Genomic DNA, 26394 nt, shown 5'->3' on the forward strand with positions numbered 1-26394 from the left:
GGCGCAAGGTGCCGAGACGTTAACACAACCGAAACTATAAGGGACGCTCAAGCCTTTGCAAAGCCTGGGATTTTAGGCGTTCGTAGACTGGCATGCGGCTTGCGCTTGACCTGTCCGACGGTCCGGCGTTTCGGGCCCGACGTGCGTCCACCAGAGGAAAACGATCGTGGGTATCCTCTCTGCAATGAACAAGTCGGTGAGCGGTCTCAACGCGCAGTCGTTCGCGCTCGAGAACATCTCCGGCAACATCGCCAACTCCCAGACCACCGCCTACAAGCGGACGGACACGAGCTTCCAGGACATGATCCAGGGCTCGTCGAACAAGCCGCAGAACATGACCGCCGGCAGCGTGCGGGCGAGCGCCCGGTCGACCCTGTCCTCCCAGGGCGGCATCGAGAGCTCCGGAACGGCCACCTACATGGGCGTGAAGGGTGCGGGCTACTTCGTCGTCCGGGACAAGAGCGGCGAGGTGGACGGCTCCTCGGTGTTCGACGCGACGCCGCTCTACAGCCGGCGCGGTGACTTCCAGCTGGACCGGGAAGGCTACCTGGTGAACGGCGCCGGCCACTACCTGACGGGCCTCTCCATCGACCAGACCACCGGCAACGCCATCGGCGACACGCCGGAAGTGATCCGGATCGGCAACGACGAGTATCCGGCGTCGGCGACCTCGGTGATCGAGTACAAGCTGAACCTGCCGAAGGTGCCGACGACGGAGACCTGGGACACCGCGCCGGAAGGCGACGACCTGCTGGCGGAGAACAACACCGCCTTCGTGAACAACACGATCTCCGGCCAGACGGTGACGATCTACGACTCGACCGGGCAGCCGCTGAACGTCCAGTTCCGCTGGGCCAAGCTGACCACGGCCGACGGCGAGAACACCCAGTGGCAGCTCTACTACAAGAGCGACAGCGACGCCGCGACCGGCGAGCAGATGTGGAGCGCGGTCGACCAGACCTACGAGTTCGACGCGGACGGCCAGATGGTCGAGCCGGCGTCGGGCCAGGTGGACATCGCCGATCTCACGGTGGACGGCTCCACCTTCGCCACCATGCGGCTGCAGCACGGCACCACCGGCATCACCCAATATGCGGACGAGAACGGCTCCGCCCGGGTGCGCCAGCTGACCCAGGACGGCGTGCCGTCCGGCAGCTTCGTGGACGTGTCGATCAGCGACGGCGGCCGGATCACGGCCAACTACTCGAACGGCAAGACGCTGGACATCTACCAGATCCCGCTGCGCTCGTTCGCCGGCGAGGCCTGGCTGCGGCCGGTGGACGGCGGCGCCTACATCGAGACCAAGGAGAGCGGCCCCCCGATCTCCGACGCCACGGGCTCGATCGTCGGCTCGGCGCTGGAGAGCTCCAACGTGGACATCGGCGAGGAGTTCACCAAGCTGATCGTCACCCAGCAGGCGTTCTCGGCCAATTCGCGCGTCATCTCCACCGCCGACCAGATGATGAGCGACGTGCTCAACATCATCCGGTAACGGCCGAACAAGGGCCGGCGCCGCCCGATCCGGCGCCGGCCGTCATCTCGTGAACGAGTACAACCGCCATGGGTATCGGAGCAGCGCTCAACATCGCCCTGATGGGCCTGAAGGCCAGCCAGTCCGGCCTGGAGGTGACCGCCGGCAACGTGGCCAACGCGGGCTCCACCGGCTACAGCCGCCGCGTGCACACCACGTCGGCGCAGGTTGCGGGCGGCGAGACGATCGGCGTCAAGGCCGACACGGTCAAGCGCGAGCTCAACCTCTTCGTGCAGCGGCAGTGGCGCACGAGCGCGGCGAATGCCGAATACGCCAGCGTGCGGTCGGACAGCCTGCAGCGGCTGGACGAGATGCTGGGCGGGCCGGACAATCCCAACTCGCTCGACGCGGTGTTCAACGAATTCAAGAAGACACTCGAGGCGCTCGCCACCTCGCCGGAAGACCGGGCGGGGCGGATCGAGGCGGCCGCGGCGGTGGAGACCATCGCGACGCGGCTGCGGAGCTTTTCCACGGACATCCAGACCCTTAGGACGGACGCGGAGCAGTCGATCGGTGCGGCGGTGAGCGAGGCGAACGACCTTCTTCAACGCATCACCGAACTCGACGCCCAAGTCATCACGCTCGGGGCCTCCAACCAGAGCACCGCCGGCGTGATGGACCAGCGGGACGCGGCCATCGACCGGCTGGCCAAGCTGATGGACATCCGGGTGGAGGAACAGCCCTACGGGGGCGTCGCCATCTACACGGGCGCGGGCCAGCTGCTCTACGACGACCGGCCGGCGATCCTGAGCTTCGACGAGCGGGGCGACGTGGCGCCCCAGTCGCGCTGGTCCACGAACCCGGACGAGCGGACGCTCGGCACCGTGACGCTGTCGGGCCTCGGCTCGAACGGGGTGGACCTGTTCGCCTCCGGGGCGTTCCGGTCGGGCAGCATCGCGGCCTACCGGCAGCTGCGCGACGAGACGCTGGTGGCCGCGCAGGCGCAGCTGGACGAGCTGGCGGAGAAGCTGACGTTCGCGGTCGGCAACCGGAACGACCCGGGCACGGCGGTGACCAACGGCAGCGGCCAGGAGGGGTTTTCGGTCGACCTCAGGAACTTCACCGAGGGCAGCACCTTCCAGGTGAGCTACACGGTGGCCGGCGAGAAGCGCAGCGTCACCTTCGTGGGCACCAACGGGGCGACCGCGCTCGACGGCAGCTTCACGGCGGACCCGAACGACACGGTGGTGGCGATCGACGCCACCCAGTCCATCGACGACATCATCGCGGCGATCGGATCGGCGATGCCGGATCTCGCCATGGAGTCGGACGGCACGACGGTGAGCGTCTACGACGACGGGCCGGGCGGGGAGATCGACGTGACGTCGGCGACCGCGTCCGTGACGTCGCCTGGCCTGCAGTCGGGCGACGCGACGCTGCAGCTCTTCATCGACACCGGCACGGCGGACGGGGTCTACACGGGCCTCAACGAGGGGCGGAGCCAGAAGACGGGCTACGCTCAGCGGATCGCCATCAACCCGACCGTGAAGGCGGACCCGGCCTATCTGGTGAAGATGACGCCGGAGACCTCGGCGAGCGACAATACGCGGCCGCGGGCGCTCTTGGACGCCTTCACGGGCCTCAGCTTCACCTTCTCGCCGTCGACGGGCGTCGGCACGGAGACCTCGCCCTTCTCCGGCAGCACGGAGCAGTTCATCCGCCAGATCATCGCCGTGCAGGGCGCCTCGGCGGAGAACGCGCTCGCCGTGAAGGAGGGCCAGGACATCGTGACCAACAACCTGGCCGAACGCTACGAGGACAGCCGGAAGGTGGACATGGACGCCGAGATGGCCCAGCTGATCGAGCTCCAGACCGCCTACCAGGCCAACGCGCGGGTGCTGACGGCCGCCCGCGAGATGCTGGATTCCCTGATGCGGATCTGACGCCGCGCCCCACGGCGCGCCGGACCCGCCCGCTTCTGAAGGACGACGCCCATGGCGATCAACAATGTGGCTCTCCGCACCACGCTCGCGCAGCTGACGAGGATGCGCGGCGATCTGGAGACGCTGCAGCAGCAGCTCGGCAGCGGCAAGAAGGCCGACACCTACGGCGGGCTCGGCGCGCAGCGGTCGCTGTCGGTGTCGTTCCGGGCGCGGGTGGCCGAGGTGGAGAGCTACACCTCCACCGTCGACATGGTGGGCCTGCGCGTGAAGCTGATGGACAGCACCATGACGCGCCTGTCGGCAGTGCCGAACGACATCCGCTCGGCCATCGACCCGAACTCCTACGTGCTGCGCCAGGACGGCAAGACCGACGCCCAGAAGGTGGCTCGCATCGGCCTCGACGAGGTGATCGGCCTCCTGAACGCGCAGGCGGACGGGCGCTACCTGTTCGCCGGAACGGACGCGGAGACGCGGCCGGTCGTGGACCTCAACACCATGCTGGAGGGCGACGGCAGCCGCTACGGCCTGCGCCGGGTGACGGAGGACCGGCTGGTGGCGGACCTCGGCGTGCAGGGGATGGGGCGGCTGGAGCCTTCGGTGGCGGGACCGACCGCGACCCTGGGGCTGCAGGACCCGCCGTCGGACGTGTTCGGGTTCAAGATCGCGTCGTTCGAGAACGACCTCGCCGGCACGACGGTGGCGGGCGACGAGACGACCGGGCTCGCCGTGACCTTCTCCGGGACGCCGCCCTCGGCGGGCGACACGTTCCGGCTGTCGCTGACGAACCCGGACGGGACCTCGTCGTCGATCACCCTGACGGCGACGACGGCGGATCCGCCGGGCGACGGGGAATTCGCGATCGGCGGGGATCCGGACACCACGGCGGCGAACTTCAACGACGTGCTGACGCGCAAGATCCGCCAGACGGCGAAGAGCGACCTTTCGGCCGCCTCGGCCGTGCAGGCCGGCCGGGAGTTCTTCGACACCTATGGCGGCGCGATGCCGAAGCGGGTGGACGCCGCCTCGACCGATCCGGCGGACCTGGCGAGCGCGACCGGGCTGCGGGACGCGACGACGGGGGACACGGTGCAGTGGTACCGCGGCTCCAACAACCCGGTGGTGGACGGGGACCCGACGACGCAGCCGCGAAACGACGTGAAGGCCAGGATCGACACCAACGTGGACATCGCCTACGGGGCGCGGGCCAACGAGGAGGCCTTCCGCACGCTGGTGCAGTCGCTCGCCACGGTGGCGGTGGCGGAGTTCGACGCCGCCGAGACGAACGACGGCGCGCGTTACCAGGCGCTGATGGAACGCTCCCGCGACGCGCTCGCCTTCGACGGCGAGGCGGTGAGCCCGGCCGACGTGCACGCCGAAATCGCCGTGGCCGCCAAGGTGGCGACCGACGCCAAGGAGCGGCACCAGGTGAACAAGAGCGTGATGCTCGACATGGTGGACGGCGTGGAGGGCGTCACCATGGAGGAGGTGGCGGCGCAGATCCTGGCGCTGCGCACCCGGATGGAGGCGAGCTACCAGGCCACCGCGCGGATCTCGCAGCTGTCGCTGGTGAACTATCTCTAAGGGATGGGTGGGGCGGATGCGGCGGGCCGGTCGCGGAGGCTGCGGGCCGGCTGGACGTGGGGTCTGACAGGCACGGGCGTGACTTGACGGTCCAACGCCGTCATCCCGGCGAAAGCCGGGATCCAACCGAACGGGATGGAAACCGCCGACGGGTCGAGATTTGGCAGGTGTCGGCTGGATCCCGGCGTTCGCCGGGATGACGGAAAGGGCGTGACCTGCCGGGGAGTGCGTGACCTGCCGCGCGACAGGACTACGGTCATGGCCGGCCTTGGGGCCGACCATTCGCGCATTTGGGCCGGCGGGGGATGCATGGGTGGCCTGCGCGAACCACGACGGTGGAGGGTGGGGAAGGGGCCGGGACTCGGCGCCGGCCTGTCGATCCGCTGATGCCGCTCGCGCAGCAGCCTGCGATCCGCTACCGCCGCCCGGCACCGCAGCCAACGATCCGCTACCGCCACCCGCGCTTCAGCCTGCGATCCACTACCGCAGCCTGCGCAGCATTTCGATCCGCTGTCGCCGATTGCGCCTCGACCGGTCGATCCGCCGCCGCGCTCGGCTCAGCCGGCGGAGCCGCGGAGGCCGGCGGCTATGTTGGCGTTGATGAAGATGAGGGAGGTCAGCTTTTCCGGCTTCGGGTCGGAGAGGATCCGCATGGAATGGCTGAAGATGAACACCGCCATGTTGGCGACGTTGGTCTTGACCTCCTGGGGCAGCGGATTGTCGGCGCGGGTCGCCGAGGTGGCCAGGATGGTCCAGAGCTTGCGGTTGAAGGTGATCGCCTCGTCCAGGTCGGCGCGGCCGTTGTCCCAGTTGTCCCGCACCGACTGCAGCCTAGCGGCGGCCTTGATCAGCAGGGAGGCCTCCAGTTCACGCGGGTTTGCCGTCGTCTGCTGGGTCCGCTGGTACGCTTGCGCTACCTGGTTGTACATGGCTGATCAGCTTCTGCTCGTACTCGATGAGGGCGCGGGCTTCTTTCAGTGCTTTGTACAGCGAGTTGCTTAAGATATTATTACTGATGCGCGTAACATAAGGTATTGCGCTGGGGGCTGCTTCAATAATGTCGCGCACAAACTGGAAGTATTCGTCCTGGAACTTGGTCACTTCCTTTGACAAATACATGAGCTGGACGGCGAGATAGATGCGCTTTGCCGGGCTGTCGGCGGTCTTGGCGGTGAGGATGTCCTTCTCGCGGAGGATCGGAGCGTTGCCCTCGATGAAGAGACGCGTGCGCTGATTGTCGTTCGTGATCACCGACTCGCCGATGATGATCCGCTCGCCGGGCTTCAGTTCAACCTTCAGAGCCATGGTCCGTCCCCTTTCTGGGGCTGAACGACGCCGATCATCCCAGAAGCCGGAGGACGCCCTGGTCCGCCTCGCTGGAGATGGTGAGCGCGTTCGCCGAAAACTGCTGCCTCAGCTGCAGGGCGAGGAGGTTCGCGGCCTCCTCCTCCTTGTCGGCCGCCGTCAGGGTTTCCGAGCCGCTGACGAGCGTACCGGCGAACCCTTTCATAAAGCTTTCCCGGTTCTGAAGGATCGTTAGATTCATGCCGAACGTGGTGGCGTCGAGGCGCAGGGTCTCGCGCGCGTCCTTCATGGCCGGCACCAGGGTCTCGGGGCTGGCGGCGTCGTACCAGCTGCCCTTCTCGCCCGGGATGGTGCCGAGGGTGGACGTGCCGCCGACGCCGGAGGAGGCGAGGGTGACGTCGGCGACCGCCTCGAAGGTGAGCTTGCCGTCGGTGAAGCTCGCCCGGATGCCGACGTCGAGCCTGGTGAAGGCGCGGGTGAGGTCGGTCACGGTGGTGGAGGACGTGACCGTGATGGAGGCAAGGACGTTGCCGTCGGAATCGGTGGCGGTGATCTCGTCGCCCTCGGCGAAGAGGTCCGACGCGGCGACGAGCGGATCACTCGACGTGAGCGGCACGCCGCCGGACTGGAGATCGAGCGTGGTGCGGCCGATCTTGCCCTCGTCCAGGCGCGGCAGGCCGAGCCGGCCGGCGAGGTCGGTGTAGTCGACCGCGAGGATCTCCAGGGCGTCGACCCGGTCGTCGCTGAAATAGAGCTTCAGGTCGTTGCCCTCCCCCGCGAGGAGGTTCTTGCCCTGGTAGCCGGAGTCCTTGGCGAGGCCCTCCATGTCGGCGAGCGCCTGGTTGAAGGTTTGGGCGAGCTCGGCCCGGTCGAAGGCGCTGAGGCTTTCGCTCGCCCGGGTGACCAGCGCCGAGGCGGCGTCCAGCATCTTCTGCATGGACGTGATGCCGTTGTCGGCGGCCTTCACCACCTGCACGCCCTGGCCGAGATGCTCGACGATGCGGGTGAGTTCGGCGGCGCGGTCGCTGAGCGAGCGCGCGGAGAAGAAGGCGCTCGGGTCGTCGATGGCGGAATTGACCTTCTTGCCGCTGCCGACCCGCTCTCCGGCGATGCGGGCCTGCTCGACGGCGGTGCGCATGGACAGGAGGTTGTCGCGCGTCGCGCGGGTCAGTCCGACTTCGGTCATGGCAGGGTCCCGGCCTTCGGCATTAACGGCTCGATAACCATGTTTGATGCGCGATGGGTTAACGAACCCTTAAGGCCGGGCATTCCCCTTGGGGACAACGGGAGCGGCACGAAAAAAGGGGCGGAGCGTCGCCGCTCCACCCCGTGTCGAAGGTGCCGGGCGGCGCCGCGGTTGCGGGCGCCGCCCTGGTCTTTTCCGGCCTCAGCCGAGGAGCCGCAGGACGTTCTGGTCGGCCTGGCTGGCGAACGAGAGGGCGGTCGAGGACAGCTGCTGGCGCGTATTGAGGGCGAGCAGCTTGGCGCCTTCCTCGTTCTGGTCGGCGAGGGTCAGCTTGTCGGCACCGGTCTGCAGGGTGTTGATCATGGACTTGGTGTAGTCCTGGCGGATCTGCACGCTGGAGAGGTTGGTACCGAAGGTGGACGCCTGGGTGCGCAGGTTGGTCAGCGCCGAGTTCAGCGAGTCGATCGTATCGTTGATCGCCGTGTCGCCGGTGGTGCCGGTCGCCCAGTCGGCGGACGGATCGGCGACGGCGGTCAGGGACAGGTTCGACACGTCGGTGTAGCTGACGCCCGAGATCGTCAGCGAGTTCTGGGCTTCGCCCGTGCGCTCGTTGAAGATCACCTTCAGGCTGTCGCCCTTGAGCAGGTTCTTGCCCTTGTAGCCGGAGTCCTCCGCGATGTCGGTGATCTGGCTGAGCAGGTTGTTGTACTCGCTGGCGAACGTGGCGCGGTCGGTGGACGACGCGCTCGCGAGCGCCTGGTTGGCCTTGGCCTTGGCCGAGTCCACCAGCTTCTGGATCGCCTTGATGCCTTCGTCCGCCGCCTTCAGGGTCTGGACCGCCTGGCCCATGTCGTCGAGCAGCGTGTTCAGGTCGTTGGCGCGATCGCTGAGGGCCGCGGCCGTGAAGTAGTTGCCCGGGTTGTCGAGGGCCGAGTTGACCTTCTTGCCCGTGGCGAGACGGTTCTGCACAACCTCCTGAAGGCTCGAGGTCTGCTGCAGCGCCAGAAGGTTGGCGCGCACGCCCGCGGCGAGAGTGACTGACATGTGATGGTCCCCATTCTAGGTACGTCGACCGCCTCATTCTGGGCGGCTGCGTCGATACTGGGGGCTTAACCCTAAGAAGTCGTGAACCTGAATATATTGCGCACGGAAAAGCCGGCGGAGAAAACCCCGCCGGCCTGGTCGTTCGCGAGCGTCGTTTAAGTCTTCGGTAACCTCAGAAGAGGCGCAGCACGTTCTGCTCGGCCTGCGAGGCGAGCGACAGGGCCGTCGAAGCGAGGCTCTGGCGGGTCTGCAGGGCCAGAAGCTTGGCGCCTTCCTCGTTGCTGTCGGCGTTCACCAGGGAGTCCGCACCCTCCTGGAGGGTGTTGATCATGTTCTTGGTGAAGTTCTGGCGGTTCTCCACGACGGTGAGATTGGTACCGAAGGTGGACGCCTGGGTGCGCAGGCTGGTGAGCGCGTTGGTGAGCGAGCTGAGGGTGTCCTCGATCGCCGCGTCGCCGGTGTCACCGGTATCCCAGCCGCCGTCGGCCACTTCCGTGAGCGACAGAGCGCCGTCCGCGGCGTAGCTGACGCCGGAGATGGACAGCGAGTTCTTCTCCGTGCCGACCTTCTCGTTGAACGTCACCGAGAGGCTGTCGCCGTCGAGGAGGTTCTTGCCCTTGTAGCCGGAGTCCTTGGCGATGCCCTGGATTTGGGTCAGGAGCTCGTTGTACTCGCCGGCGAACTTGGCGCGGTCGGTGTTGGACGAGCTCTGCGCCGCCTGGTTGGCCTTGGCCTTGGCGGCCTCGACCAGGCTGGTGATGCTCTTGATACCCTCGTCGGCCGCCTTCAGCGTCTGCACCGCCTGGCCCATGTCGTCCAGAAGGGTGGAAAGGTCGCTGGCGCGGTCGTTGAGACCCGCGGCGGTGAAGAAGGAGTTCGGGTTGTCGAGGGCGGAGTTGACCTTCTTGCCGGTGGCGAGACGGTTCTGGGTCTCCGACATCATGTTGGCGGTCTGCTGGAGCGAGATGAGGTTCGCGCGGACGCCGGTCGAAATCGTCACGTTGGCCATAGCCAAGGTCCTTTCTGGTCTTCGATACACTCCTCGTCCTGAGGAGCACGACCATTTGGCCCGACGATCCGTAATGACATCTGAATATATATAGTTAAGTCGTGTGTAGGTTAAGGCGGTATTGCTGTTTACCTTGCGACGTTTACTGTGAATGGGGCGTTTAGGTTAAGGAAATGGAACCGTTAACTATGGGCGGTTTGCCGGTGATACTTGATCAACCATGGCGAATGCAGATTGAGTTGCGTTTTGCAACACATGCGAGGGGAGGGGTGAGTGGGTGGGGGCGGGTGTGCGGGAAAAGCGGTCGGGGTGGAGTGGGGAAAGGCGGGCGGCGGGGGACGCGTGAGGTGATCACGCCTGGTCGGCGGCTTGGGCCCTGGCCGGGGGCGGGTCGCGGGGGTGCCATGTGCGCTCGACGCCGTCATTCCGGCTGAGGCTGGGATCAACCGGATGGGGTGGAGATTGGCAAGGCGGGGAGACGTGGCCGCCGTCGGTTGGATCCCGGCTTTCGCCGGGATGACGGGGAGGGGGGCGGACGCCGGAGGGGGCGTGGGGTGGTCACGCCGGGTGGGCGGCGGGAGAAATGCGTGGGTGGTCCGCGTGCGCGGACCATGACGGCTGGGGCGGGCGGAGACGCCAGGCGGCCGGGCGGGAGTGTTTGGCGCGGGCGTGGTGGGGAGTGTGTGCCGCGTGCGCGCTCGACGCCGGTCATTCCGGCTGAGGCCGGGATCCAACTGGATGGGGTGGAGATTGCCGGGGCGGGGAGAGGTGGCCGCCGTCGGCTGGATCCCGGCTTTCGCCGGGATGACGGGGAGGGGGGGCCGGACGCCGGAGGGAGCGCGGGGTGGTCACGCCGGGTGGGCGGCGGGAGAAATGCGTGGGTGGTCCGCGTGCGCGGACCATGACGGCTGGGGCGGCGGAGACGCCAGGCGGCCGGCGGTGGCTGGGGCGGCGGAGACGCCAGGCGGCCGGCGGTGGCTGGGGCGGCGGAGACGCCAGGCGGCCGGCGGTGGCTGGGGCGGCGGAGGCGCTAGGCGGCCGGCGGTGGCTGGGGCGGGCGGAGTAGCCAGGCGACCGGCGGGGGGCTGGGGCGGGCGGAGAGGCCAGGCGGCCGGCGGGGGGGCTGGTGGCAGGTCGCCCGGTACCGGTCACGCTGCGTCAAGCGCCGGTGGCGCGGGGCGGCATGGGCCGGTGGCGCGGGGTCGGGCGCCGGTGGGGGTCGGCACGGACCGGTGGCGCGGGGTCAGGGGCCGGTGGCGCGGCGGTATTTGTAGCGGGCGGAGCCTTTGCCGGGTTGGCGGGCGGGGCCGACGTGGAAGACGAACTCGTCGATGACGACGAAGATCTCGCCGCCGCAGTCGGTCCAGCGGCGGCAGAAGGCGTAGTCCTCGCCGAGTGTGACCGGGCCGACGTCGGGGACCGGGTCGAAGCAGCGCAGATAGGCGCCGGAGAGGCCCATGGCGGCGGCGGCGCGAGGGGCGTCGCGGTCGACGATGTCGGGCAGACGGTCGGCGAGCGTCTCGAAGACCGAGCGGTGGATCAGCAGGATGCCGGTGCCGCAGCGGCTGACCGGGGCGAGCGAGCCCTCGTGGGCGACGAGGACCGGGGTGCTGCCGTCCTCCCGGTCGACGCCGACGCGAAACGCCTCCTTGTTCGGGATGTATTCGTTGGCGCAGATCTCCACGATGCGCACGTCGGCGAAGCGGCGGGCCATGTCGACGAAGGCGGGGCCCTTGAGGGCGCGGGCCGGCGAGACGACGCCGACCACGGGCTTGCCGCTGTCGAGCATCTTCTCCACGAGGCCGGGGAAGAAGCCCATGTCGCTGTCGAAGAAGAGGAGATGGCTGATCGAGGAATCGTTCAGCACCTTGGAGGCGAAGACGTTGCGCACGAGGCGCAGGTCGTAGGTCTCGATGAAATCGACGTCGAAGGCGACATCCGGCCGGTGGGCGGCGAAGTGATCCTTCAGCTGCACGACGGTGGCGCAGTAGTCGGCGCAGACTTCGCCGTTCGCGGTGGGCGTGGCGATCAGGATTCGGGTCGCTGCCATGGACGGCCTCCCGGCGATCAGAGGAAGCCGAGGCGGAGCTTGCTGGCGAAGTGGCCGACGAACCGGTACTCGGAGAAGCGCGACACGGGCGCCTCCATGTGGGTCCAGATCTCGCCGCCGCAGTCCTCGGTCCAGAAGCGCGCGAAGGCGGCGCCTTCCGCCACTTCGTCGGAGCGGCGGACGGAGGCGTGCTCGAAGCACTCGATGATGACGTCGCCCTCGTAGCCGAGCTTGGCGTAGTCGTTGCGCTTCTCGCGGATGACGATGTCCGGCCGCTTGGCGGCGAGGCGCTCCAGGGCGTCGCGGCGGATCAGGAGGACGCCGGCGCCGCAGCTCCTCACCTTCGCGAAGGCGCCGCGGGAGACCGGCTGCGGGCCGTTCGGCCCGGGCGCCATGACGAGGTCCTCGTCGCCGCCCACGTAGGTGGCGGCGCAGGCCTCGGCCAGGGAGGCGTCGTCGACGCGCCGGGCGGCCTCGGCGAAAGCCTGGCGGTTCCAGTCGCGGGTCGGGTAGGGGCAGGCGACCACGGGCTTGTCGAAGGTGAGCATCTGGTCGACCACGTCGGCCGGGATCGACATGTCCGGGTCGACGAGCAGGAGATGGCTGACGGACGGATCGGCGAGGGCGTGGCTGGCGAGCGCATTGCGGCAGAAGCCGATCAGCGAGCCGTTGGCGATCTTATGCACCACCGGCTGGTTCGGGCGCTTTCGCCGGAGATGGTCGATCGTCGCCACCACCATCTGGAAGTGCACGGTCGAGATGAGGCCGCGCGAATTGGGGGTGCCGAACAGGATGGCCATCGGGATCGCTTCCGGAAAGGGGCGGGTCAGCGGGCGCCGACCAGTTTCTGCCGCAGGTCGTAGTTGCCGGTGACGACGCGGGTGCCGGCGTGGGTGATGATGGCGTCGGCGGCGACCCAGAGGTCGCCGTGGCACTCGTCCACCCAGCGGCTGGTGAAGGACAGGTCCTCGCCGAGGAGGACGCCCTCCGGGCCGCGCCGCGGGGCGAAGAAGCGCGTGAAGCCGGCCGGCCTGCCGGCGCTCGGCTGGGTGAGCGTCAGTTGCGGGCAGCGCAGGCGCATGATCTCCAGGGCGTCGCGGCGGATGAGCAGGATGCCGGCGCCGGTCTGGCGGGCCTGGATCAGGCCGAGGCTGCCCTCGCCGTCGAGCATGCGCTCGGGCGCGAGGGAGTCGAGGCCGGGCGTGTAGCTGGCGGCGCAGACCTCGGCGAGCATGCCGTTCTGGTAGGTGCCGTGCATTTCGCGCAGAAGGTCGAGATCCCGGTGCCGCTGGGGCGCGATGGTGCCGATGATCGGCTTGTCGGCCTTGATCAGGGTCTCGATGAGGGCCGGGCGAAAGCCCATGTCGGCGTCGACGAACAGGAGATGGGTGTAGTCCGGCTCGTCGAGGACCTTGTTGGCGAGCCGGTCGCGGGCGCCAGCGATATCGCGGCCCTGCGGCATGTCGAGCTCGAACGTGATGTCCGGCCGCGTCCGCATGAAGGTGCCGACGAGCGTCAGGAGGGCGCTGCAGTAGGAGAGTTCCACGTCGCCGTCGGCGGTCGGGGACCCGATCAGGATACGCATGGCTGGCTCCTCCGCCGGCGGGCGGGATGCTTCGGAGTGGATGGCGTCTCAGACGTGGCCGAACTGCAGCTTGGTGAGGAAGTGGCCGGCGATGGTGTCCTCCACCCGCCGCTGGACCGGCTCCACGAAGCAGGCCCAGAGATCGCCGCCGGTGGCGGCCCACCGCTGGGCGAACGCGTCCTCGTCGCCGAAGAGGCCGGTCGGGGCCTCGGTCATGGGGTCGAACGCCTGCAGGACCGGGCCGGTGATGCCGAACTGGCGGTAGGGCTCGGCGCCGTTCGGCAGGTAGAGCTCCGGATAGGCGTCGTGGATCCGCTCCAGGGCGTCGCGGCGGACGAGGAGGAGGTCGTTGCCGACCCGGGCGACGCGCATGAAGCCGTTGCGCAGGATCAGGTCCTTGGCGCCCTGCTCGGCCGGGTTGTCGGAAAGCATCACGGCATCGCCGCCGCCGGCGTAGTCGAGTGCGCAGATCTCCGCCTCGGCGCCGGTGGAGACCTCGCGAGCCCGTTCGGCGAAGGCGTCGCGGTTGAGCGCGCCGGTCGGATAGGTGGCGCCGACGACCGGTTCGTCGAAGGCGAGCATGCGTTCAAGCAGGCTCGGCCGGAAGCCGATGTCCGGATCGACGAGCAGCATGTGGCTGTAGCTCGGATCCTCCAGGGTGACGCTCGCGAAGGCATTCCGCGCCCGGTGAACCACCGTCGCCTGGGCGATCTTCAGGTCCAGCGAGATGTGGTCGTAGGACTTGCCAAAGCTGGTGAACAGCTGGACGAGGCTCTGGAGGCAAGTCGTGCTGACCGACTGCCGATAGGCCGGGATACAGACGAGGATCTTCATGGTCAGCCTCCGCTATGCTTTACGGATGCTGAACCGACAGAGTTAATATGCGGTTAAGCGAATGAGTTGAGGCGGCGACATCTCCGGCCGCAGACAGGGGGTGCGGCCGCCTCCGACCGCTGTCGACATCACACGAACTGGGCCAGATATTCCCGGACGTCGAAAACGGCATCGTCCGCCTTGAGGGCCGGCGGGAAGGCGGGATCGAGCCGCAGGAAGGCGAGGGGGACGGTGGCGGCCTCCGCCGGCGCGGCGCGGCTGAGCCGGGCCTTCACGGCGGGCTTGAGGGCCTCCAGGAGCGCGCCGTCGATGGCAGGGTCGAGAACGACCGGGCCGGCCGCGTAGCTGGCAGCCTCCTCCGCGGCGGTCGCGAAAGCGGCGGCGGTGCGCACCTTGTCCTGCATGGCGCGGTTGAGCGGGCTTGCGCCGTAGGCGGCGAGCCGGTGATGCAAGATGTAGGCTTCCGCCCAGTGCTGGGCCCCGATGAGAAGCCTGAGCGCCACGCTCTGGCGAATGTGCATGAACCGGTTGATGTGGTCGACCAGCGGCTTGCGCTCGGTTGCCGGTGTGCGGTCGTCCGGGAAGGCAAGCGAGGCGACATATTCAATGCCGCCCCGATAACGGTCCCACTGGAACATGGTCTCGCTGTTGCCCTGCTGGGTGCGCGGGTCGCTGGAGACGGCGGTCACCCGGGCGAACGGTTCCGGGATGAACAGGATGTCCGCGTGGGCGAGCGCCCGGGCCGTGTAGAGGAAGGCCCAGAATATGAAGGGGCAGGCGGAGGAGATCGAACCGGCGAGGATGTCCCGGCGGATGATCATGAATTCCGGAAAGACGTGGTGGTCGAACAGGAACTGCAGGAAGGGCTGATAGGCGCCGCGCGCGAAGCGGGTCTCGCCCGGGATCCTGTAGAAGGGGCCGATCGGGCCGCCGCCGGGTCGCTCGTCCATCATCAGCCAGGGCGCCTGGACCATGCCGAGGCTGGGGTCTGCCTCCATGCGACCGATGTAGTCGACCACCGTCTCGGGAATGAGAAGATCGTCGTCGCCGAGGAAGATGGCGTACTTGCCACGGGCGCGGCGCATCACGAAGGCGTAGTTGTCGAGGAAGCCGGAGTTTCGGGCGCGCCGAATGGCCCGAACGCGTGGCTCGCCGGAAAGGCTCGCGAGATAGTCCGCCGTCCCGTCGGTGGAGCAGTCGTCGGCGATGACGATCTCGAATGGTATGCCGAGCGCGCTGAAGGACTCCAGGTGGAACGTCACGTTGCGCTCCAGAAGGGCCCGGCGGTTGAAGGTGGGCACGCAGATGGAAAGGAGCGGAGCTTCGGATGGTTCGCTTGGTCCGGCCGGAACGGAGGCCGCGCGCGGCCGGTCGATCGCCGGCGCCGGTTCGTCCTTCATGACGGCCATGGGCTTGCGCTCCAGGGAGGACGTCAGGCCGGCATTGGAGAAGGAGAAGCCGACGGCCGGCTTCGAGGTCGCGCTGACCGGCGGCGTCAGGAGAGCCGGCAGGTCGAGCTTCGAACGGACGGCCTGCGCGAGAGTGGCGAGCGCTTCGTCGTTCGCCCCGGAGGCGTTCAGCTGGTCGTAGAGGCCGGGGGTCGGCCCCATGGCGCTCGGGAACTCCCAGTGGCCGGCTCCCGCATCGGACGGCGGGACGGGCACCACCGGCGTGCGGGTCAGGAGCGTGGCGACGCGGAAGGCTAGGTCGTCCTGGGCGGGAGCGAGGCGGCGGAGGGCTTCCACGATGGCGAGACTCGGGAAGGCGTCTGTGCGGTAGAGCACGCCGCCGCGCCCGGTCGGGAAGATGCCGAGCCCGCCGGTCTGGTCGACCACCTTGTCGCGATGGAGAAGAGGCCAGCTCTCGTAGGGGGTGAGCCGGCCGTCCTCCACCCGGGCGACCCGCGCCCGGTAGGCCGCGATGGCGCCGGTGGGAGCCGCGGCCCGGTAGAGGCCTTCCAGCCAGCGCGGCGGATAGAGGACGTCGTCGTCCGCTGTCGCCACCCAGGTGGGCGTCCCGGCCGCGCGCTCCAGGACCGGCATGAGCTTGCGGTAGGAGCCGATGTTCGGGACGACCATCAGCTCCACCCGGCCGGATTCGATCTCCCGGCGCACGAACGCCGGCAGGTCGTCGGGCCGGACGCCGGCATCGAGGAGGTAGGGCTCCGGCGAGATCGCCAGCATGACCTTCGCGGGCGACAAGGTCTGCTCGAGCAGCGAGGCGATGACGAATTCGAGCGCCGGAAGCCGTTGGCTGATGACCGCGAGGGAGACGAGGACGGGCGGGAGCGACATGGACGTCCTGTAGGGTTCAGCGGAGATCCGCGAGGCCCGGCGCAGCGATGCGGACCGGATCAGCCCGGTCGCGGCGGAACACGAAGAAGTCGGCGAAGGACGTCTCGTCCGGTCGCGCCGGGTCGTAGGGGAAGAGGTTCGGCAGGTGCGCGGCGAGCGACCAGGACGGATGGGCGGCCAGCACGTGATCGGTAAGCCGGCGGTGGCGGACGTGCCGGTCGCGCCAGGCGAGGTCGACGTTGCTGGAGTAGACGACCACGTAGCGCTCGGCGAGGCCGAAAAGCTGGGTCATGTAGCGGTGGAAGACGTCGTCCTCGACCAGGTGGAAGATGACGTCGATCGACATGGAGAGCGGCGCGGGCGCAACCTCGGCGATGCGGTCGGTCGTGAGGAAACGGACGTCCGGCCGGCCGGCGAAGAGGCTCTGGCAGCGCGCCACGATGGTGGGCGAGACGTCGAGGCCGGTGTAGGCGGGGAAATCGTAGAGCGCGAGCTGCTGGCCGTCGCCGCAGCCGAGTTCGACCACGCCCGCGACCGCGTTGTCGGCCACGAACCGGTTGAGGAAGGCCGCCTTGTAGCGGGCGAGAACGCCCATGGACCCGGCTCCGGACGTGCCGCCCGCCCGATAGCGCTGGTCCCAGTAGCCGGCGGAGGAAAAGGCGGAGGTGGTCATCGGTCCGGGTCCTTGATGAAGGGCGGTGCTCGTCACCGGATCGGCCAGACGGAAGCCGGCGACAGCTTGGCCCGGACGCACCGGTCGGCGACGGACCCGAAGAGCCGGCGGCAGCGGGCGTAGCTGTCGGCGTCGAAATCGGCGAACGCGCGGGCGACGCGGCCCTGGAATTCCGCCATCAGGTCGCGGGGCAGGTTCGCGTGGATCCAGTCGAGCACCGTCACCCGGAAGAAGAGGTAGAAGGGGTGGAGAGCGGCCCGGTCCGACCGACCCTGGAACAGCCTGTCCACCTCCTCGAAGGCGGTGAAGATGTCGAAGCGCTGCCGGGTGAACTGGTTGTTCAGATGGTGGTCGGAGCCGCTGACCTTGTGGAGCACGCCGACGCGGTTGAAGGCGATGAAGCGCTCCGACTCCAGGAAGCTCTGCCAATGGGCGAAGACGTCGTTGTGGACGCGCGTCTCGGAGAAGTGCAGGCCGTAGGCGCGGAGCGCCGCCGTGCGGTGGATCCGGGTCCAGGGGAAGTTGACGAGCGCCAGGAAGCCGGCGCCCTCGTCGCGCGTGAAGGCGACGAGCTCGCGATCCTCCATCTGTCGCCGCCAGACGTCCACGTCGAGCCGGTTCATGGCGCCCATCTCGGCGGGGGCGTGTCTGAAGGTGGCGTAGCGGTAAAGGATGAAGTCGCCGCCGAACCGGTCGAGGTGGCCGACGGCGGCGCCGATCACGTCCGGCACGATGGCGTCGTCGGCGTCGAGGAAGACGGCGTAGGGAGCGGTGATCTCCAGCATCCCGCGATTGCGGGCCGCGCCGGCGCCCCGGTTCTCCGGCTGGCGGACCAGCCTGAAGCGCGGGTCGCCGGAGGCGGCCAGCGAGGCGGTCGACGCGGTCGTGTCGGTGGAGGCGTCGTCCACCACGATCACCTGGGCGACGAAGGGCTGGCGAAGCAGGTCGGCGACCAGGGGGCCGATCGTTCCGGCAGAGTTGTAGGCCGGGATGACAGCGGCGAGTTGCATGGGGGTCGGGCTCGTCCTCGGAGGCCCAGGCTGGTCCTGGTCCGGGAAAGAGTCCGCCCGACATGGTTAAAATATCGTGCATTTACTATGAAAGCGGGTGGCGGCGGCCGCCAACGGCTTCGGCCCGCCAGGCCGAAGCGGCCGGCGGGTGGAGGAACGACGCCGCTTGTCCGGCGGCGCCGGTCAGGTGCGCAGATCGACGCTCGGCGCCTGGCCGCGACCGGTGGAGACGCTGTCCCACGCCTGGATGGCGGCGCGCATCCTGAGGACGGCCTCCTCCGGCACCTGCTGGACCACGTCGCCGGACTGGACGTCGATCTTCTTGAAGACGAATTCTTCAGACTTGCGGTCGTATTCAACTTCCCGCTCGACCTCGCGCGACGCCGCGTCCGACTTGATCTTGTCGCGGGCCGACTTGGCCGCTTCGGTGCGGGCGGCCCGCTCGTCGTTCGACGAACGGGTCTCGTAGCCCGTCCGCTCGCCCTTGGGCGTGTCGGTCACGGCCTTGGGGCCGGCCAGATCCGTCCGGACCGCCGTTTCGCTGGCGGCCGGCGCTCTTGGCGTCGGCGCCACCAGACCGGACACCGCCGGTTTGACGCTGCCGATTTCCATCTCGAGTCATCCTCGGTTGTGCGCCGGATCGGATCTGGCGCTCCAAGGCTGACCCTAACGAAGAGGGATTGAGACGGCGTTCAGCGAATCATTCAAATTTTATGATTCGCCTGGAATTCCGCGGTTTGCCGGGCCTGGTGAACACGCCGTCGCCAAGACCGGAAAAGGTTGACTAAAAGTTTCGGTCGACCGCGATGCCGCGCATGGTGGTGTCCACCACGTCGCCCGGGCGACCGGCGCGGCCGTAGGTGGCCGGACGGTCCATGGTGCCGACCTCGGTCGCGACCGAGCGCAGGAGGTCCTCCGCCACGTCGCGGGCGGTGGCGAGCACGGCGAGGTTGATCTGCACTTCGGCGCGGAACACCTCGTGACGCCGGCGCAGCATCTCGGTGCTCCGGGGGGCGAGCCGGCCGAGGGCGGCCACCTCGTCACGGGCGAGGATCATCATCCGGGTGTATTCGGCGGCCTTCTCGTTCTTGCGCTCGGCGAGGGCGGTGGCCGCCTTCAGCTTGCCGGCCTTCACGAGGGCCGTCTCCTCGCCGAGGAGCGCCAGCACCTCGTCCATCGCCACGTTGAGTTCGGCGATGAGCGCCTCGGCCGCTTCCCTGGTGGCGATCCGGGTCTCCCGGGCCGCTCCCTGAACACTCGTCATGCTGCGCTCTCCTCCTGGATCTTCAGCAACTCGCGGGCGATCGGCTCGGCCAGTCCAAGGCCGCCGCGCGCCACGAAACGGTCCGCGTATCGGTCGGCCAGCATGTCCCGCCAGGTCTCCGACCCGGTGCCGCCACCGGTGAGGGGATCCGTCGAGACGCCCTGCCACATGGTCTTCAGCGCATCGGCGACGAAGACCGCCTCGAATTCCATGGCGACGGCCCTGGCCTTGTCGGCGCCGGCGCCTGGCTTCAGCCGGGGCGCAGACACTGCGCTCTGGATGGCGACGGTGTCGAGGGCGTTCATCACATCACCTCGACTTCGGCCTGAAGGGCGCCCGCCGCCTTGATCGCCTGCAGGATGGAGATCAGGTCGCGCGGGCCGAGCCCGAGGGCGTTGAGGCCGTCGACCAGTTCCTGCAGGCTGATGCCGGTGCGGACCACGGCGAGCTTGCGCTCGCTGTCGTCGAGCACGTCCACCTGGGTCCGCGGCACGACGACGGTCTGCCCGTCGGCGAGCGGGTTCGGCTGGGAAACCTGGGGATCCTCCGTGACCAGCACCGTCAGATTGCCCTGGGCCACCGCGACGGTGGACACCCGGACGTCCTGCCCCATGACGATGATGCCGGTCGCCTCGTCCACCACCACCTTGGCGGGGAGATCAGGCTCGACGATCAACTGCTCGATGTCGGTCAGGAGATCGACGATGTTCCCACGGAATTTGGGCGGAACGGAGACGCGCACGGTGCCCGGGTCGGTCGGCTCGGCGACGCCGGTGCCCATCAGGTCGTTGATCGCGAGGGCGATGCGCCGGGCCGTGGTGAGATCCGGGTTGCGCAGCGACAGGCGCAGGCTGCTCTGGGCATTGAGCTGGTAGGTGATCTCGCGCTCGATGACGGCGCCGTTGGCGATGCGGCCCTGGGTGGGAACGCCGCGCACGATGGTGGCCGCGTCGCCCTCGGCCTTGAAGCCGCCGATGGCGAGCGGGCCTTGCGCGATGGCGTAGACCTCGCCGTCCGCGCCGAGGAGCGGCGTGACCAGAAGGGTGCCGCCCTGGAGGTTCTTGGCGTCGCCGAGGGCGCTGACCGTGACGTCGATGCGCGTGCCGTTGGTGGCGAAGGGCGGCAGGTGGGCGGTGACCATGACGGCCGCCGTGTTGGCGGTGCGCATGTTGGCGTCGCGCACGTTGACGCCGAGCCGCTCCAGCATCGCTTGGAGGCTCTGGCGGGTGAAGGGCGCGTTGTTGAGGCTGTCGCCGGTGCCCTGCAGGCCGACCACGAGGCCATAGCCGATGAGCTGGTTCTCGCGGACGCCCTCCACGTCGACGATGTCCTTGATGCGGGACGCGGCGCCCGCCGGGACGAGGCCGGCGGCGGAGATCAGGACGGCGAGGGCCAGGAGGCCGAACCAACGCGACAGCATGCTTGTCCTCGGTCAGGGAGGCGGGTCTTGGTCGGCCCCACGCAAGGCGCATGCCACACCGACGGGCGGCGGTGTTCCTGGAACGGACTGTTTTGATTGGCTTTTCGGATCCGGCCGCCAGGTCGCGTTCGGGCGTCGTCAACCCTGTCGGCAAGTTCTGCCGTCCGTTTAACGACCCGTTAACCGAACCGGACGGAAATTGCCGGTCGACATTCACAGGAATGCATGGGCATGCGGATCAACGGGCCGAGCCGAGCTGTCGGCCCCCAGGCGGGGGGCGCCACGCGCCGCGCCGCGATGGCGGGCGGATCGTTCGCGCCGGCGACGGCGGAACCGGAGGCGCGCCCCATGGGCGGCGCCCACGCGCCGGTGCTCGCCGGGCTCGACGCGCTGATCGCGCTGCAGTCGGTGGAGGACGACCTGCCGCGCCAGCGGCGGCGGCGCACCGTCCGCAAGGGCAACGAACTGCTCGACGTCCTGGAGGAGATCAAGCTCGCGTTCCTCGGCGGCGGCCTTTCCGGGACGGCCCTCGACCGGGCCGCGGCGCTGCTCGTTTCGCTGGAGCCGAGCGGGGATCCGGGCCTCGACTCGCTCATCGAAGACATCGCCCTTCGGGCCGAAGTGGAGCTCGCCAAGCAAGGCCGATTTCTGAACAGGTCGTGATCCGGCGCGAAGGACGCACCGGAAGTCCATGTCTTCGTTCATCTTTCAGCTTTTATATGAAGAGTGGACGAAGTGACGCGTCGGCTGTTGTGGCAGACGGCTTGCATGGCTATATTCCGGCCCGCATTCGAGGCAGGAGAGGATATCGGATGTCGATCGATCTGGCGGATGACTATCGGCCGACGGAAGACGAGCCGTTCATGAACGACCGCCAAAGGGAGTATTTCCGGCGCAAGCTGCTCGCCTGGAAGGAGGAGATCCTGAAGGAGAGCAAGGAGACCCTTCAGCACCTTCAGGACGACAACATCAACTTGCCGGACATCGCGGACCGCGCCTCGTCGGAGACCGACCGCGCCATCGAGCTTCGGGCGAGGGACCGGCAGCGCAAGCTGATCTCCAAGATCGATGCCGCGATGAAGCGGATCGATGACGGCTCCTACGGCTATTGCGAGGAGACGGGGGAGCCGATCTCGCTGAAGCGCCTGGACGCGCGCCCGATCGCCACCCTGTCCATCGAGGCGCAGGAGCGGCACGAGCGACGCGAACGGGTCTACCGCGACGACTGAGCCGGCCGGAGGCCGGGCGAAGACGGATTTGAGGGCGGCGAAGCGAGGAGCTTCGTCGCCCTTTTTCGTGGTGGGGGAAGGCTCGAGCGGGGCGTGACGACGCCCCGACCCGCTGCGGCGTTACGGACCGGTGTGCCGTGGCGCGCGGACTGAGCTAGTATGGCCGAACTGGATCGGGACGGACGCCATGGATCGCCATCCCCTTTACGAAGAGGATTTCCACGCCTGGACGGAAGCCCAGGCGACGGCGCTGCGACGGCTTGCCGCGACTTTGCAGCCGGCGCCGAACGACCTCGATCTCGTGGCGGTGGCGGAGGAGATCGAAAGCGTGGGATGGTCCGAGCGGGCGGCGGCCGAGAGCCATCTCCGGCAGGTGTTCGTGCACCTGATCAAGATCGCCTCCTCGCCACTCGCACCCGCCGTGAAGCATTGGGGCAAGGAGATCGTCGGCTTCCACAACGAGTTCCTGGGCCGGTTCACGCCGTCCATGGCGCAGCGGATCGACTGCGATCTCGTCTGGGCGCGGGCGGTGCGGGAAGCGGCGGCCGCCCTGGAGGCCGACGGAGAAGCACTCCGGCCGGGACTACCGACCGCCTGTCCGTTCGCGATCGTGGATATCGCGGTGGAGACTTTCTCGGTGGCGGACGGATTGGCCCGGATCGCCATGGCGACGGACGGCGGAGCGCCGGACGCCTGAGAGAGCCTGCGCGAGCTTTGCAACAGGAGCGAAGACGGGTGCGGCCGGGGCCCTTGGGGACAGGACCCGGCCGCACCCGACGTCATCCGACCGGATGAGTGCGGGGAGCGCCGGTCGGGTGCCCGTCGCGCCAGAGCGGGGAGCGGCGCGCGGGCGGTCGTCCCGCGCGGACGGCCTGGGGAGCGCCGGCGCGGGAAGGGGAGGGACCGGACGGTCCGTCGGGACGGATCGACCGGTCGGATGGGCGGGTTGGCGCCGGATGGCCAGTCGTCAGAAGGGCAGGATGATGTCGAGCACCTGCTGGCCGTAGCGGGGTTGCTGCACGTCGGTGATCTGGCCGCGGCCGCCGTAGGAGATGCGCGCCTCGGCGATCTTGGCGCTGTCGATGGTGTTGTCGGAGGCGATGTCCTCCGGGCGGACCACGCCGGCGACGATCAGTTCGCGGACCTCGAAATTGATGCGGACCTCCTGGCGGCCTTCGATCACCAGGTTGCCGTTCGGCAGCGTCTGGGTGACCACCGCCGCGACGGTGGTGGTGACCGCCTCGGCGCGGTTGACCGTGCCGGTGCCGCGGGCGGACATGTCGCCCTCGCTCGACACGAGCGCGTCGGCGGACGTGCCGTCGGGCAGGATCTTCAGAAGCTGGGTGCCGATGACGCCCTGGACGCCGAGGCTGTCGGACGAGGTGCGGGTGCGCTCCGTGCTGTTCTCAAGCTCGGCCTTGTCGGTGATCCGGACCTTGACGGTGAGGATGTCGCCGACGCTGCGGGCGCGCTGGTCCTTGAAGAAGGTGCGCGCGCCGGACTGCCAGAGCGAATTCGGTGCGTAGGACACGGGCTCGGTGACCGGCATGGGCATCTGCACCGGCCGGTATCCGGGCGAGGCGGTGGGGTTCTCGATGGCCGAGAGCGGCGGCGCCTGGCCGACCTGCTTCAGCCGGTCGACCTGGGAGCCGCAGGCGGCGACCGGCAGGGCGGCGGCGAGGATGAGGAGCGCGCGGGCGGGGCGGATGGGGCGGGACGTCATGGGGACGCAACTCCGACGCTGGCGAGGCGGGACGCGGATGTGGTGACCTGCACCACGCCGGGGGCGGTGACGACGCCCTGGACGACCCGCTTGGACTGTTCGTTGAGGACGCTGACGAGAGAGCCGGACGCGCCGTCGGAAAGGGCGCGGCCGCGGGCCGACAGGGTGAGGCCGGGCTTCTGGTAGAGGAGCGTGACGAGCTCGTTGCGGCTGACGAGGCGCGGCGAGTCCAGGTCGTTGGCCGCGAGGGTGTCGCCGGCGCGGAGCGGCCGGCGGGCCGCCATGCCGACGGCCTGGTCGAGGTCGGTGAGGGCGCCGCGGGCGACCCGGCGCCGGTCGACCCGCTCCAGGGTCACGTCGGCGGCGGACAGGATGGCGCCGCGGGCGAGGGGGCGGGTGACGACGGGCAGTTCCACGGTCTCCACGGCGGTGCCCGAGAGGTCGACGGTGCGGCTGGCGGCGCCGACGTCCACCGTGACCTTGGCGGAGAAGCGACCGGTGCCGGACTGGAGCGCGAAGGCGGCGAGAACGGCCGGGCTCGCCGACGAAGCGTCGGCGGCGATCGTGTCGACGAGGCCCTCGAACGTGACGGCGACGTCGTCGGGCCGGGCGGCGATGCGGGCGGCGGCGGCGTCGCGGACGAGGCGCTCGAAGGTGGCGGCGTCGATGGTGGTCGCCGGGCGCATGACCCGGACGGTGGCGAAGCGCGGGTAGACGATCGGCAGGCCGACCCGGCGGGCGGCCTCCACGGCGTCCTCGACCGGGAGTTCGCCGTCGACGCCCGGGTCGGGCGCCTGGAAGACGGGCGTGCCGGCGAGCGGGCCGGCGCCGTCGAAGAGATCGCCGAGGGTGACGACGTCGCCGGCGACGGTGACCTCCCGCTTGAGGAGGCCCTCGGCGGCGGCCGGCCGGATCGAGATGGCGGCGGCGAGCAGCATGGCGATCAGGGTGGCGATCGCGAGGCGGGTGAAGAAGACGCGCGTCATGGCCGACCCCTTACCGGAGGTTCGAGGTGGCCTGGGCCATCTCGTCCGCCGCCTTCACGATGCGGGAATTCATCTCGTAGGCGCGCTGCGCCGAGATGAGCGAGGAGAGTTCGGACACGGCGACCACGTTGGCCGATTCCAGATGATTCTGGAGGAGGGTGCCGTAGCCCTCGTCGCCGGGGTTGGCCACCTGGGCCGGGCCGGAGGCGGAGGTTTCCAGGAAAAGGTTGTCGCCGATGGCCTCCAGGCCCGACTTGTTGACGAAGCGGGCGAGCTGGATCTGGCCGAGCACGGTGGCCTCGCCGGCATTGCCGATGATGGCCTGGACGGTGCCGTTCTGGCTGATGGTCAGGTCGCGGGCGTTCTGCGGGACGGTGATGGCCGGCTGGACCGTGTAGCCGTCCTCGGTGACGAGGGTGCCGTTGGCGTCGATCTCGAACGAGCCGTCGCGGGTGTAGGCGGTGCGGCCGTCGGGCATCAGGATCTGGTAGTAGCCCTCGCCGCGGACGGCGACGTCGGTCTCCTTGTCCGTCTGCTCGATGTCGCCCTGGCTCATGATGCGGGGCGTCGCGACCGTGCGGACGCCCGACCCGATCGACACGCCGGCGGGCACCATGGTGCCGGCGTCGGAGGTCTGGGAGCCGACGCGGCGGAGGTTCTGGTAGAACAGGTCCTGGAAGTCGGCGCGCTGGCGCTTGTAGCCGGTGGTGCGCATGTTGGCGATGTTGTTGGAGATGACGTTGACGTTCATCTCCTGCGCCATCATGCCGGACGCGGCGATGCGAAGGGCTTTCATGGGGTCGGTTCCTCTTCGCCTCAGGCCCGGACGTCGCCGAGGCGTTCGATCGCCTTGGTGCGCAGTTCGTCGTGGGCGCCGATCATGCGGCTGATCTGTTCGTAGGACCGGTTCACCTCGATGAGCCGGGTCATCTCGATGACGGCTTCGACGTTGGACTTCTCCAGGGCGCCCTGCTGGACGCGAGCCGCTTCGGCCGGGACGGCGCCCTCTCCGGAGAAGAGGTTCTCGCCTTCCTTGGTCAGCGCGCGGACGTCGGCGAAGTCGACGACGCGCAGCCGACCGCGGGGGCCCACGTTGCTGGCGATGGAGCCGTCGGCGCCGATGACCACGTCGGTCTCGTTGGCCTGGAAGACGATCTCGCCGCCCTCGCCGAGCACCGGCTTGCCGTCGTTGGTGACGAGCCGTCCGTTGGCGTCGAGCATGAAGTCGCCGGCGCGGGTGTAGCGCTCGCCGGCCGGCGTCTGCACCACGAAGAAGCCGGAGCCCTGGATGGCGATGTCGAACGGGTTGCCGGTCGTCTCGATGGCGCCCGGCTTGTGGTCGGTGGTGGTGGTCCAGTCCTCCACGAAGGACAGGGTGCGGTCGCGGCGCGGGAAGGTGTTCGCCCGCGAGACCGGCATGTCGTACTCGTCCAGCTCCAGGGCTTCGCGCTTGAAGCCGGAGGTGTCGATGTTGGCCACGTTGTTCGCGATCACGTCCAGCTTGCGCCTGAGCACAAGCTGCCGCGAGAGCGCAACGAGGGACGTGTTTTCCATCGTCGCAAGATCCCCAAGTCTGCCGGCCACACCACGCTCCCCAGCGGGGCGGCCGTCGGGATCCCTCTCGCACGGGCCGTGCCAGTTCGAAAAAGGCTGGAAAAGCAGGGATTTGACGCGCCCTGCCGGGGCGATCCGGCGGGGCTTTTCGTGCCGACCGGCAGGGGCGGGCGGCAGCTTTTGCCGGGCGGTTAACGCAATTTAAAGATTCATTAACTCTTATGAACGCACCT

The 26394-nt window shown here is 68.8% G+C and carries 26 protein-coding genes; 6 read left to right on the plus strand and 20 right to left on the minus strand.

Annotated features, from left to right (window positions below; genetic code table 11):
- Nucleotides 1–166 precede the first annotated feature (166 nt).
- The 3 genes from HND91_RS15305 (at nucleotide 167) to HND91_RS15315 (ending at nucleotide 4995) form a co-directional block, all read left to right on the plus strand.
- Entirely contained in the window at nucleotides 167–1492 is a 1326-nt protein-coding gene (locus HND91_RS15305) for a flagellar hook-basal body complex protein (protein WP_181707472.1), read from the plus strand.
- A gap of 68 nt (nucleotides 1493–1560) precedes the next feature.
- Nucleotides 1561–3414: a flagellar hook-associated protein FlgK gene (gene flgK / locus HND91_RS15310; RefSeq protein WP_181707473.1), complete on the plus strand. Its 1854-nt coding sequence runs from the start codon at nucleotides 1561–1563 to the stop codon at nucleotides 3412–3414.
- A 51-nt stretch (nucleotides 3415–3465) separates the two neighbouring features.
- A complete protein-coding gene (locus HND91_RS15315; protein WP_181707474.1) occupies nucleotides 3466–4995 on the plus strand; it encodes a flagellin N-terminal helical domain-containing protein in 1530 nt (509 codons plus the stop codon).
- Nucleotides 4996–5552: 557 nt separating this feature from the next.
- On the opposite strand, the gene flaF is transcribed toward HND91_RS15315, so the two are convergent.
- The 16 genes from flaF to HND91_RS15395 form a co-directional block, all read right to left on the minus strand.
- Nucleotides 5553–5924, minus strand: coding sequence for a flagellar biosynthesis regulator FlaF (flaF, locus tag HND91_RS15320; protein WP_181707475.1), 372 nt, complete (start codon nucleotides 5922–5924; stop codon nucleotides 5553–5555).
- Complete coding sequence (gene flbT / locus HND91_RS15325; protein ID WP_181707476.1) at nucleotides 5863–6300, minus strand: flagellar biosynthesis repressor FlbT; 438 nt, start codon at nucleotides 6298–6300, stop codon at nucleotides 5863–5865. Before flbT ends, flaF begins: the two co-directional genes overlap by 62 nt.
- Before the next feature lie 34 nt (nucleotides 6301–6334).
- Nucleotides 6335–7486, minus strand: coding sequence for a flagellin N-terminal helical domain-containing protein (locus HND91_RS15330; RefSeq protein WP_181707477.1), 1152 nt, complete (start codon nucleotides 7484–7486; stop codon nucleotides 6335–6337).
- Between the two features lie 201 nt (nucleotides 7487–7687).
- Nucleotides 7688–8530 (minus strand): flagellin N-terminal helical domain-containing protein, encoded by an 843-nt coding sequence (locus HND91_RS15335; protein ID WP_181707478.1) that lies wholly within the window; start codon nucleotides 8528–8530, stop codon nucleotides 7688–7690.
- Between the two features lie 172 nt (nucleotides 8531–8702).
- On the minus strand, nucleotides 8703–9539 hold the full coding sequence (locus tag HND91_RS15340) for a flagellin N-terminal helical domain-containing protein (RefSeq protein WP_181707479.1): 837 nt from the start codon (nucleotides 9537–9539) through the stop codon (nucleotides 8703–8705).
- A 1243-nt stretch (nucleotides 9540–10782) separates the two neighbouring features.
- Nucleotides 10783–11589 carry a P-loop NTPase family protein gene (locus HND91_RS15345; RefSeq protein ID WP_181707480.1) on the minus strand — a complete coding sequence of 269 codons (807 nt, stop codon included), beginning with the start codon at nucleotides 11587–11589 and terminating at the stop codon, nucleotides 10783–10785.
- A 17-nt stretch (nucleotides 11590–11606) separates the two neighbouring features.
- Nucleotides 11607–12389 carry a hypothetical protein gene (locus HND91_RS15350; RefSeq protein ID WP_181707481.1) on the minus strand — a complete coding sequence of 261 codons (783 nt, stop codon included), beginning with the start codon at nucleotides 12387–12389 and terminating at the stop codon, nucleotides 11607–11609.
- A 26-nt stretch (nucleotides 12390–12415) separates the two neighbouring features.
- Entirely contained in the window at nucleotides 12416–13174 is a 759-nt protein-coding gene (locus HND91_RS15355; RefSeq protein WP_181707482.1) for a hypothetical protein, read from the minus strand.
- 48 nt (nucleotides 13175–13222) lie between these two features.
- Nucleotides 13223–14008, minus strand: a complete 786-nt coding sequence (locus HND91_RS15360; protein ID WP_181707483.1) for a hypothetical protein — start codon at nucleotides 14006–14008, stop codon at nucleotides 13223–13225.
- Between the two features lie 128 nt (nucleotides 14009–14136).
- Nucleotides 14137–16302, minus strand: a complete 2166-nt coding sequence (locus tag HND91_RS15365) for a glycosyltransferase family 2 protein (protein WP_181707484.1) — start codon at nucleotides 16300–16302, stop codon at nucleotides 14137–14139.
- A gap of 16 nt (nucleotides 16303–16318) precedes the next feature.
- A complete protein-coding gene (locus HND91_RS15370; RefSeq protein WP_181707485.1) occupies nucleotides 16319–16975 on the minus strand; it encodes a class I SAM-dependent methyltransferase in 657 nt (218 codons plus the stop codon).
- 32 nt (nucleotides 16976–17007) lie between these two features.
- Nucleotides 17008–17985: a glycosyltransferase family 2 protein gene (locus tag HND91_RS15375; protein WP_181707486.1), complete on the minus strand. Its 978-nt coding sequence runs from the start codon at nucleotides 17983–17985 to the stop codon at nucleotides 17008–17010.
- A gap of 183 nt (nucleotides 17986–18168) precedes the next feature.
- On the minus strand, nucleotides 18169–18597 hold the full coding sequence (locus HND91_RS15380; RefSeq protein WP_181707487.1) for a flagellar protein FlaG: 429 nt from the start codon (nucleotides 18595–18597) through the stop codon (nucleotides 18169–18171).
- Between the two features lie 172 nt (nucleotides 18598–18769).
- Nucleotides 18770–19249, minus strand: a complete 480-nt coding sequence (locus HND91_RS15385) for a flagellar protein FlgN (protein ID WP_181707488.1) — start codon at nucleotides 19247–19249, stop codon at nucleotides 18770–18772.
- Complete coding sequence (locus HND91_RS15390) at nucleotides 19246–19554, minus strand: rod-binding protein (protein ID WP_181707489.1); 309 nt, start codon at nucleotides 19552–19554, stop codon at nucleotides 19246–19248. The genes HND91_RS15385 and HND91_RS15390 overlap by 4 nt, the downstream gene beginning before the upstream one ends.
- Nucleotides 19554–20669: a flagellar basal body P-ring protein FlgI gene (locus HND91_RS15395; RefSeq protein ID WP_181707490.1), complete on the minus strand. Its 1116-nt coding sequence runs from the start codon at nucleotides 20667–20669 to the stop codon at nucleotides 19554–19556. The genes HND91_RS15390 and HND91_RS15395 overlap by 1 nt, the downstream gene beginning before the upstream one ends.
- Nucleotides 20670–20900: 231 nt before the next feature.
- On the opposite strand from HND91_RS15395, the gene HND91_RS15400 reads away from it, so the two are divergent.
- The 3 genes from HND91_RS15400 (at nucleotide 20901) to HND91_RS15410 (ending at nucleotide 22595) form a co-directional block, all read left to right on the plus strand.
- Entirely contained in the window at nucleotides 20901–21332 is a 432-nt protein-coding gene (locus HND91_RS15400; RefSeq protein WP_181707491.1) for a flagellar assembly protein FliX, read from the plus strand.
- A gap of 149 nt (nucleotides 21333–21481) precedes the next feature.
- A complete protein-coding gene (gene dksA, locus HND91_RS15405; RefSeq protein WP_181707492.1) occupies nucleotides 21482–21898 on the plus strand; it encodes an RNA polymerase-binding protein DksA in 417 nt (138 codons plus the stop codon).
- 187 nt (nucleotides 21899–22085) lie between these two features.
- Nucleotides 22086–22595, plus strand: coding sequence for a DUF29 domain-containing protein (locus HND91_RS15410; protein WP_181707493.1), 510 nt, complete (start codon nucleotides 22086–22088; stop codon nucleotides 22593–22595).
- Between the two features lie 270 nt (nucleotides 22596–22865).
- On the opposite strand, the gene flgH is transcribed toward HND91_RS15410, so the two are convergent.
- From flgH to flgF, 4 genes are read right to left on the minus strand one after another with little or no spacing between them, the layout of a single operon-like run.
- Nucleotides 22866–23621, minus strand: coding sequence for a flagellar basal body L-ring protein FlgH (flgH, locus tag HND91_RS15415; RefSeq protein ID WP_181707494.1), 756 nt, complete (start codon nucleotides 23619–23621; stop codon nucleotides 22866–22868).
- On the minus strand, nucleotides 23618–24607 hold the full coding sequence (flgA, locus tag HND91_RS15420; RefSeq protein WP_181707495.1) for a flagellar basal body P-ring formation chaperone FlgA: 990 nt from the start codon (nucleotides 24605–24607) through the stop codon (nucleotides 23618–23620). The genes flgH and flgA overlap by 4 nt, the downstream gene beginning before the upstream one ends.
- Nucleotides 24608–24617: 10 nt before the next feature.
- Nucleotides 24618–25403: a flagellar basal-body rod protein FlgG gene (gene flgG / locus HND91_RS15425; protein WP_181707496.1), complete on the minus strand. Its 786-nt coding sequence runs from the start codon at nucleotides 25401–25403 to the stop codon at nucleotides 24618–24620.
- Nucleotides 25404–25423: 20 nt separating this feature from the next.
- On the minus strand, nucleotides 25424–26161 hold the full coding sequence (gene flgF, locus HND91_RS15430; RefSeq protein WP_181707497.1) for a flagellar basal-body rod protein FlgF: 738 nt from the start codon (nucleotides 26159–26161) through the stop codon (nucleotides 25424–25426).
- Between the last annotated feature and the right edge of the window lie 233 nt (nucleotides 26162–26394).

It is taken from the genome of Chthonobacter rhizosphaerae, from assembly GCF_013839525.1.
GTDB lineage: Bacteria > Pseudomonadota > Alphaproteobacteria > Rhizobiales > Pleomorphomonadaceae > Chthonobacter > Chthonobacter rhizosphaerae.

What these genes read in the sequence shown, in the direction of transcription:
- flgK (WP_181707473.1), top strand. Translation starts at nt 1,561, where the DNA reads ATGGGTATCGGAGCAGCGCTCAACATCGCCCTGATGGGCCTGAAGGCC.
- HND91_RS15315 (WP_181707474.1), top strand. Translation starts at nt 3,466, where the DNA reads ATGGCGATCAACAATGTGGCTCTCCGCACCACGCTCGCGCAGCTGACG.
- flaF (WP_181707475.1), bottom strand. Translation starts at nt 5,924, where the DNA reads ATGTACAACCAGGTAGCGCAAGCGTACCAGCGGACCCAGCAGACGACG.
- flbT (WP_181707476.1), bottom strand. Translation starts at nt 6,300, where the DNA reads ATGGCTCTGAAGGTTGAACTGAAGCCCGGCGAGCGGATCATCATCGGC.
- HND91_RS15330 (WP_181707477.1), bottom strand. Translation starts at nt 7,486, where the DNA reads ATGACCGAAGTCGGACTGACCCGCGCGACGCGCGACAACCTCCTGTCC.
- HND91_RS15335 (WP_181707478.1), bottom strand. Translation starts at nt 8,530, where the DNA reads ATGTCAGTCACTCTCGCCGCGGGCGTGCGCGCCAACCTTCTGGCGCTG.
- HND91_RS15340 (WP_181707479.1), bottom strand. Translation starts at nt 9,539, where the DNA reads ATGGCCAACGTGACGATTTCGACCGGCGTCCGCGCGAACCTCATCTCG.
- HND91_RS15345 (WP_181707480.1), bottom strand. Translation starts at nt 11,589, where the DNA reads ATGGCAGCGACCCGAATCCTGATCGCCACGCCCACCGCGAACGGCGAA.
- HND91_RS15350 (WP_181707481.1), bottom strand. Translation starts at nt 12,389, where the DNA reads ATGGCCATCCTGTTCGGCACCCCCAATTCGCGCGGCCTCATCTCGACC.
- HND91_RS15355 (WP_181707482.1), bottom strand. Translation starts at nt 13,174, where the DNA reads ATGCGTATCCTGATCGGGTCCCCGACCGCCGACGGCGACGTGGAACTC.
- HND91_RS15360 (WP_181707483.1), bottom strand. Translation starts at nt 14,008, where the DNA reads ATGAAGATCCTCGTCTGTATCCCGGCCTATCGGCAGTCGGTCAGCACG.
- HND91_RS15365 (WP_181707484.1), bottom strand. Translation starts at nt 16,302, where the DNA reads ATGTCGCTCCCGCCCGTCCTCGTCTCCCTCGCGGTCATCAGCCAACGG.
- HND91_RS15370 (WP_181707485.1), bottom strand. Translation starts at nt 16,975, where the DNA reads ATGACCACCTCCGCCTTTTCCTCCGCCGGCTACTGGGACCAGCGCTAT.
- HND91_RS15375 (WP_181707486.1), bottom strand. Translation starts at nt 17,985, where the DNA reads ATGCAACTCGCCGCTGTCATCCCGGCCTACAACTCTGCCGGAACGATC.
- HND91_RS15380 (WP_181707487.1), bottom strand. Translation starts at nt 18,597, where the DNA reads ATGGAAATCGGCAGCGTCAAACCGGCGGTGTCCGGTCTGGTGGCGCCG.
- HND91_RS15385 (WP_181707488.1), bottom strand. Translation starts at nt 19,249, where the DNA reads ATGACGAGTGTTCAGGGAGCGGCCCGGGAGACCCGGATCGCCACCAGG.
- HND91_RS15390 (WP_181707489.1), bottom strand. Translation starts at nt 19,554, where the DNA reads ATGAACGCCCTCGACACCGTCGCCATCCAGAGCGCAGTGTCTGCGCCC.
- HND91_RS15395 (WP_181707490.1), bottom strand. Translation starts at nt 20,669, where the DNA reads ATGCTGTCGCGTTGGTTCGGCCTCCTGGCCCTCGCCGTCCTGATCTCC.
- HND91_RS15400 (WP_181707491.1), top strand. Translation starts at nt 20,901, where the DNA reads ATGCGGATCAACGGGCCGAGCCGAGCTGTCGGCCCCCAGGCGGGGGGC.
- dksA (WP_181707492.1), top strand. Translation starts at nt 21,482, where the DNA reads ATGTCGATCGATCTGGCGGATGACTATCGGCCGACGGAAGACGAGCCG.
- HND91_RS15410 (WP_181707493.1), top strand. Translation starts at nt 22,086, where the DNA reads ATGGATCGCCATCCCCTTTACGAAGAGGATTTCCACGCCTGGACGGAA.
- flgH (WP_181707494.1), bottom strand. Translation starts at nt 23,621, where the DNA reads ATGACGTCCCGCCCCATCCGCCCCGCCCGCGCGCTCCTCATCCTCGCC.
- flgA (WP_181707495.1), bottom strand. Translation starts at nt 24,607, where the DNA reads ATGACGCGCGTCTTCTTCACCCGCCTCGCGATCGCCACCCTGATCGCC.
- flgG (WP_181707496.1), bottom strand. Translation starts at nt 25,403, where the DNA reads ATGAAAGCCCTTCGCATCGCCGCGTCCGGCATGATGGCGCAGGAGATG.
- flgF (WP_181707497.1), bottom strand. Translation starts at nt 26,161, where the DNA reads ATGGAAAACACGTCCCTCGTTGCGCTCTCGCGGCAGCTTGTGCTCAGG.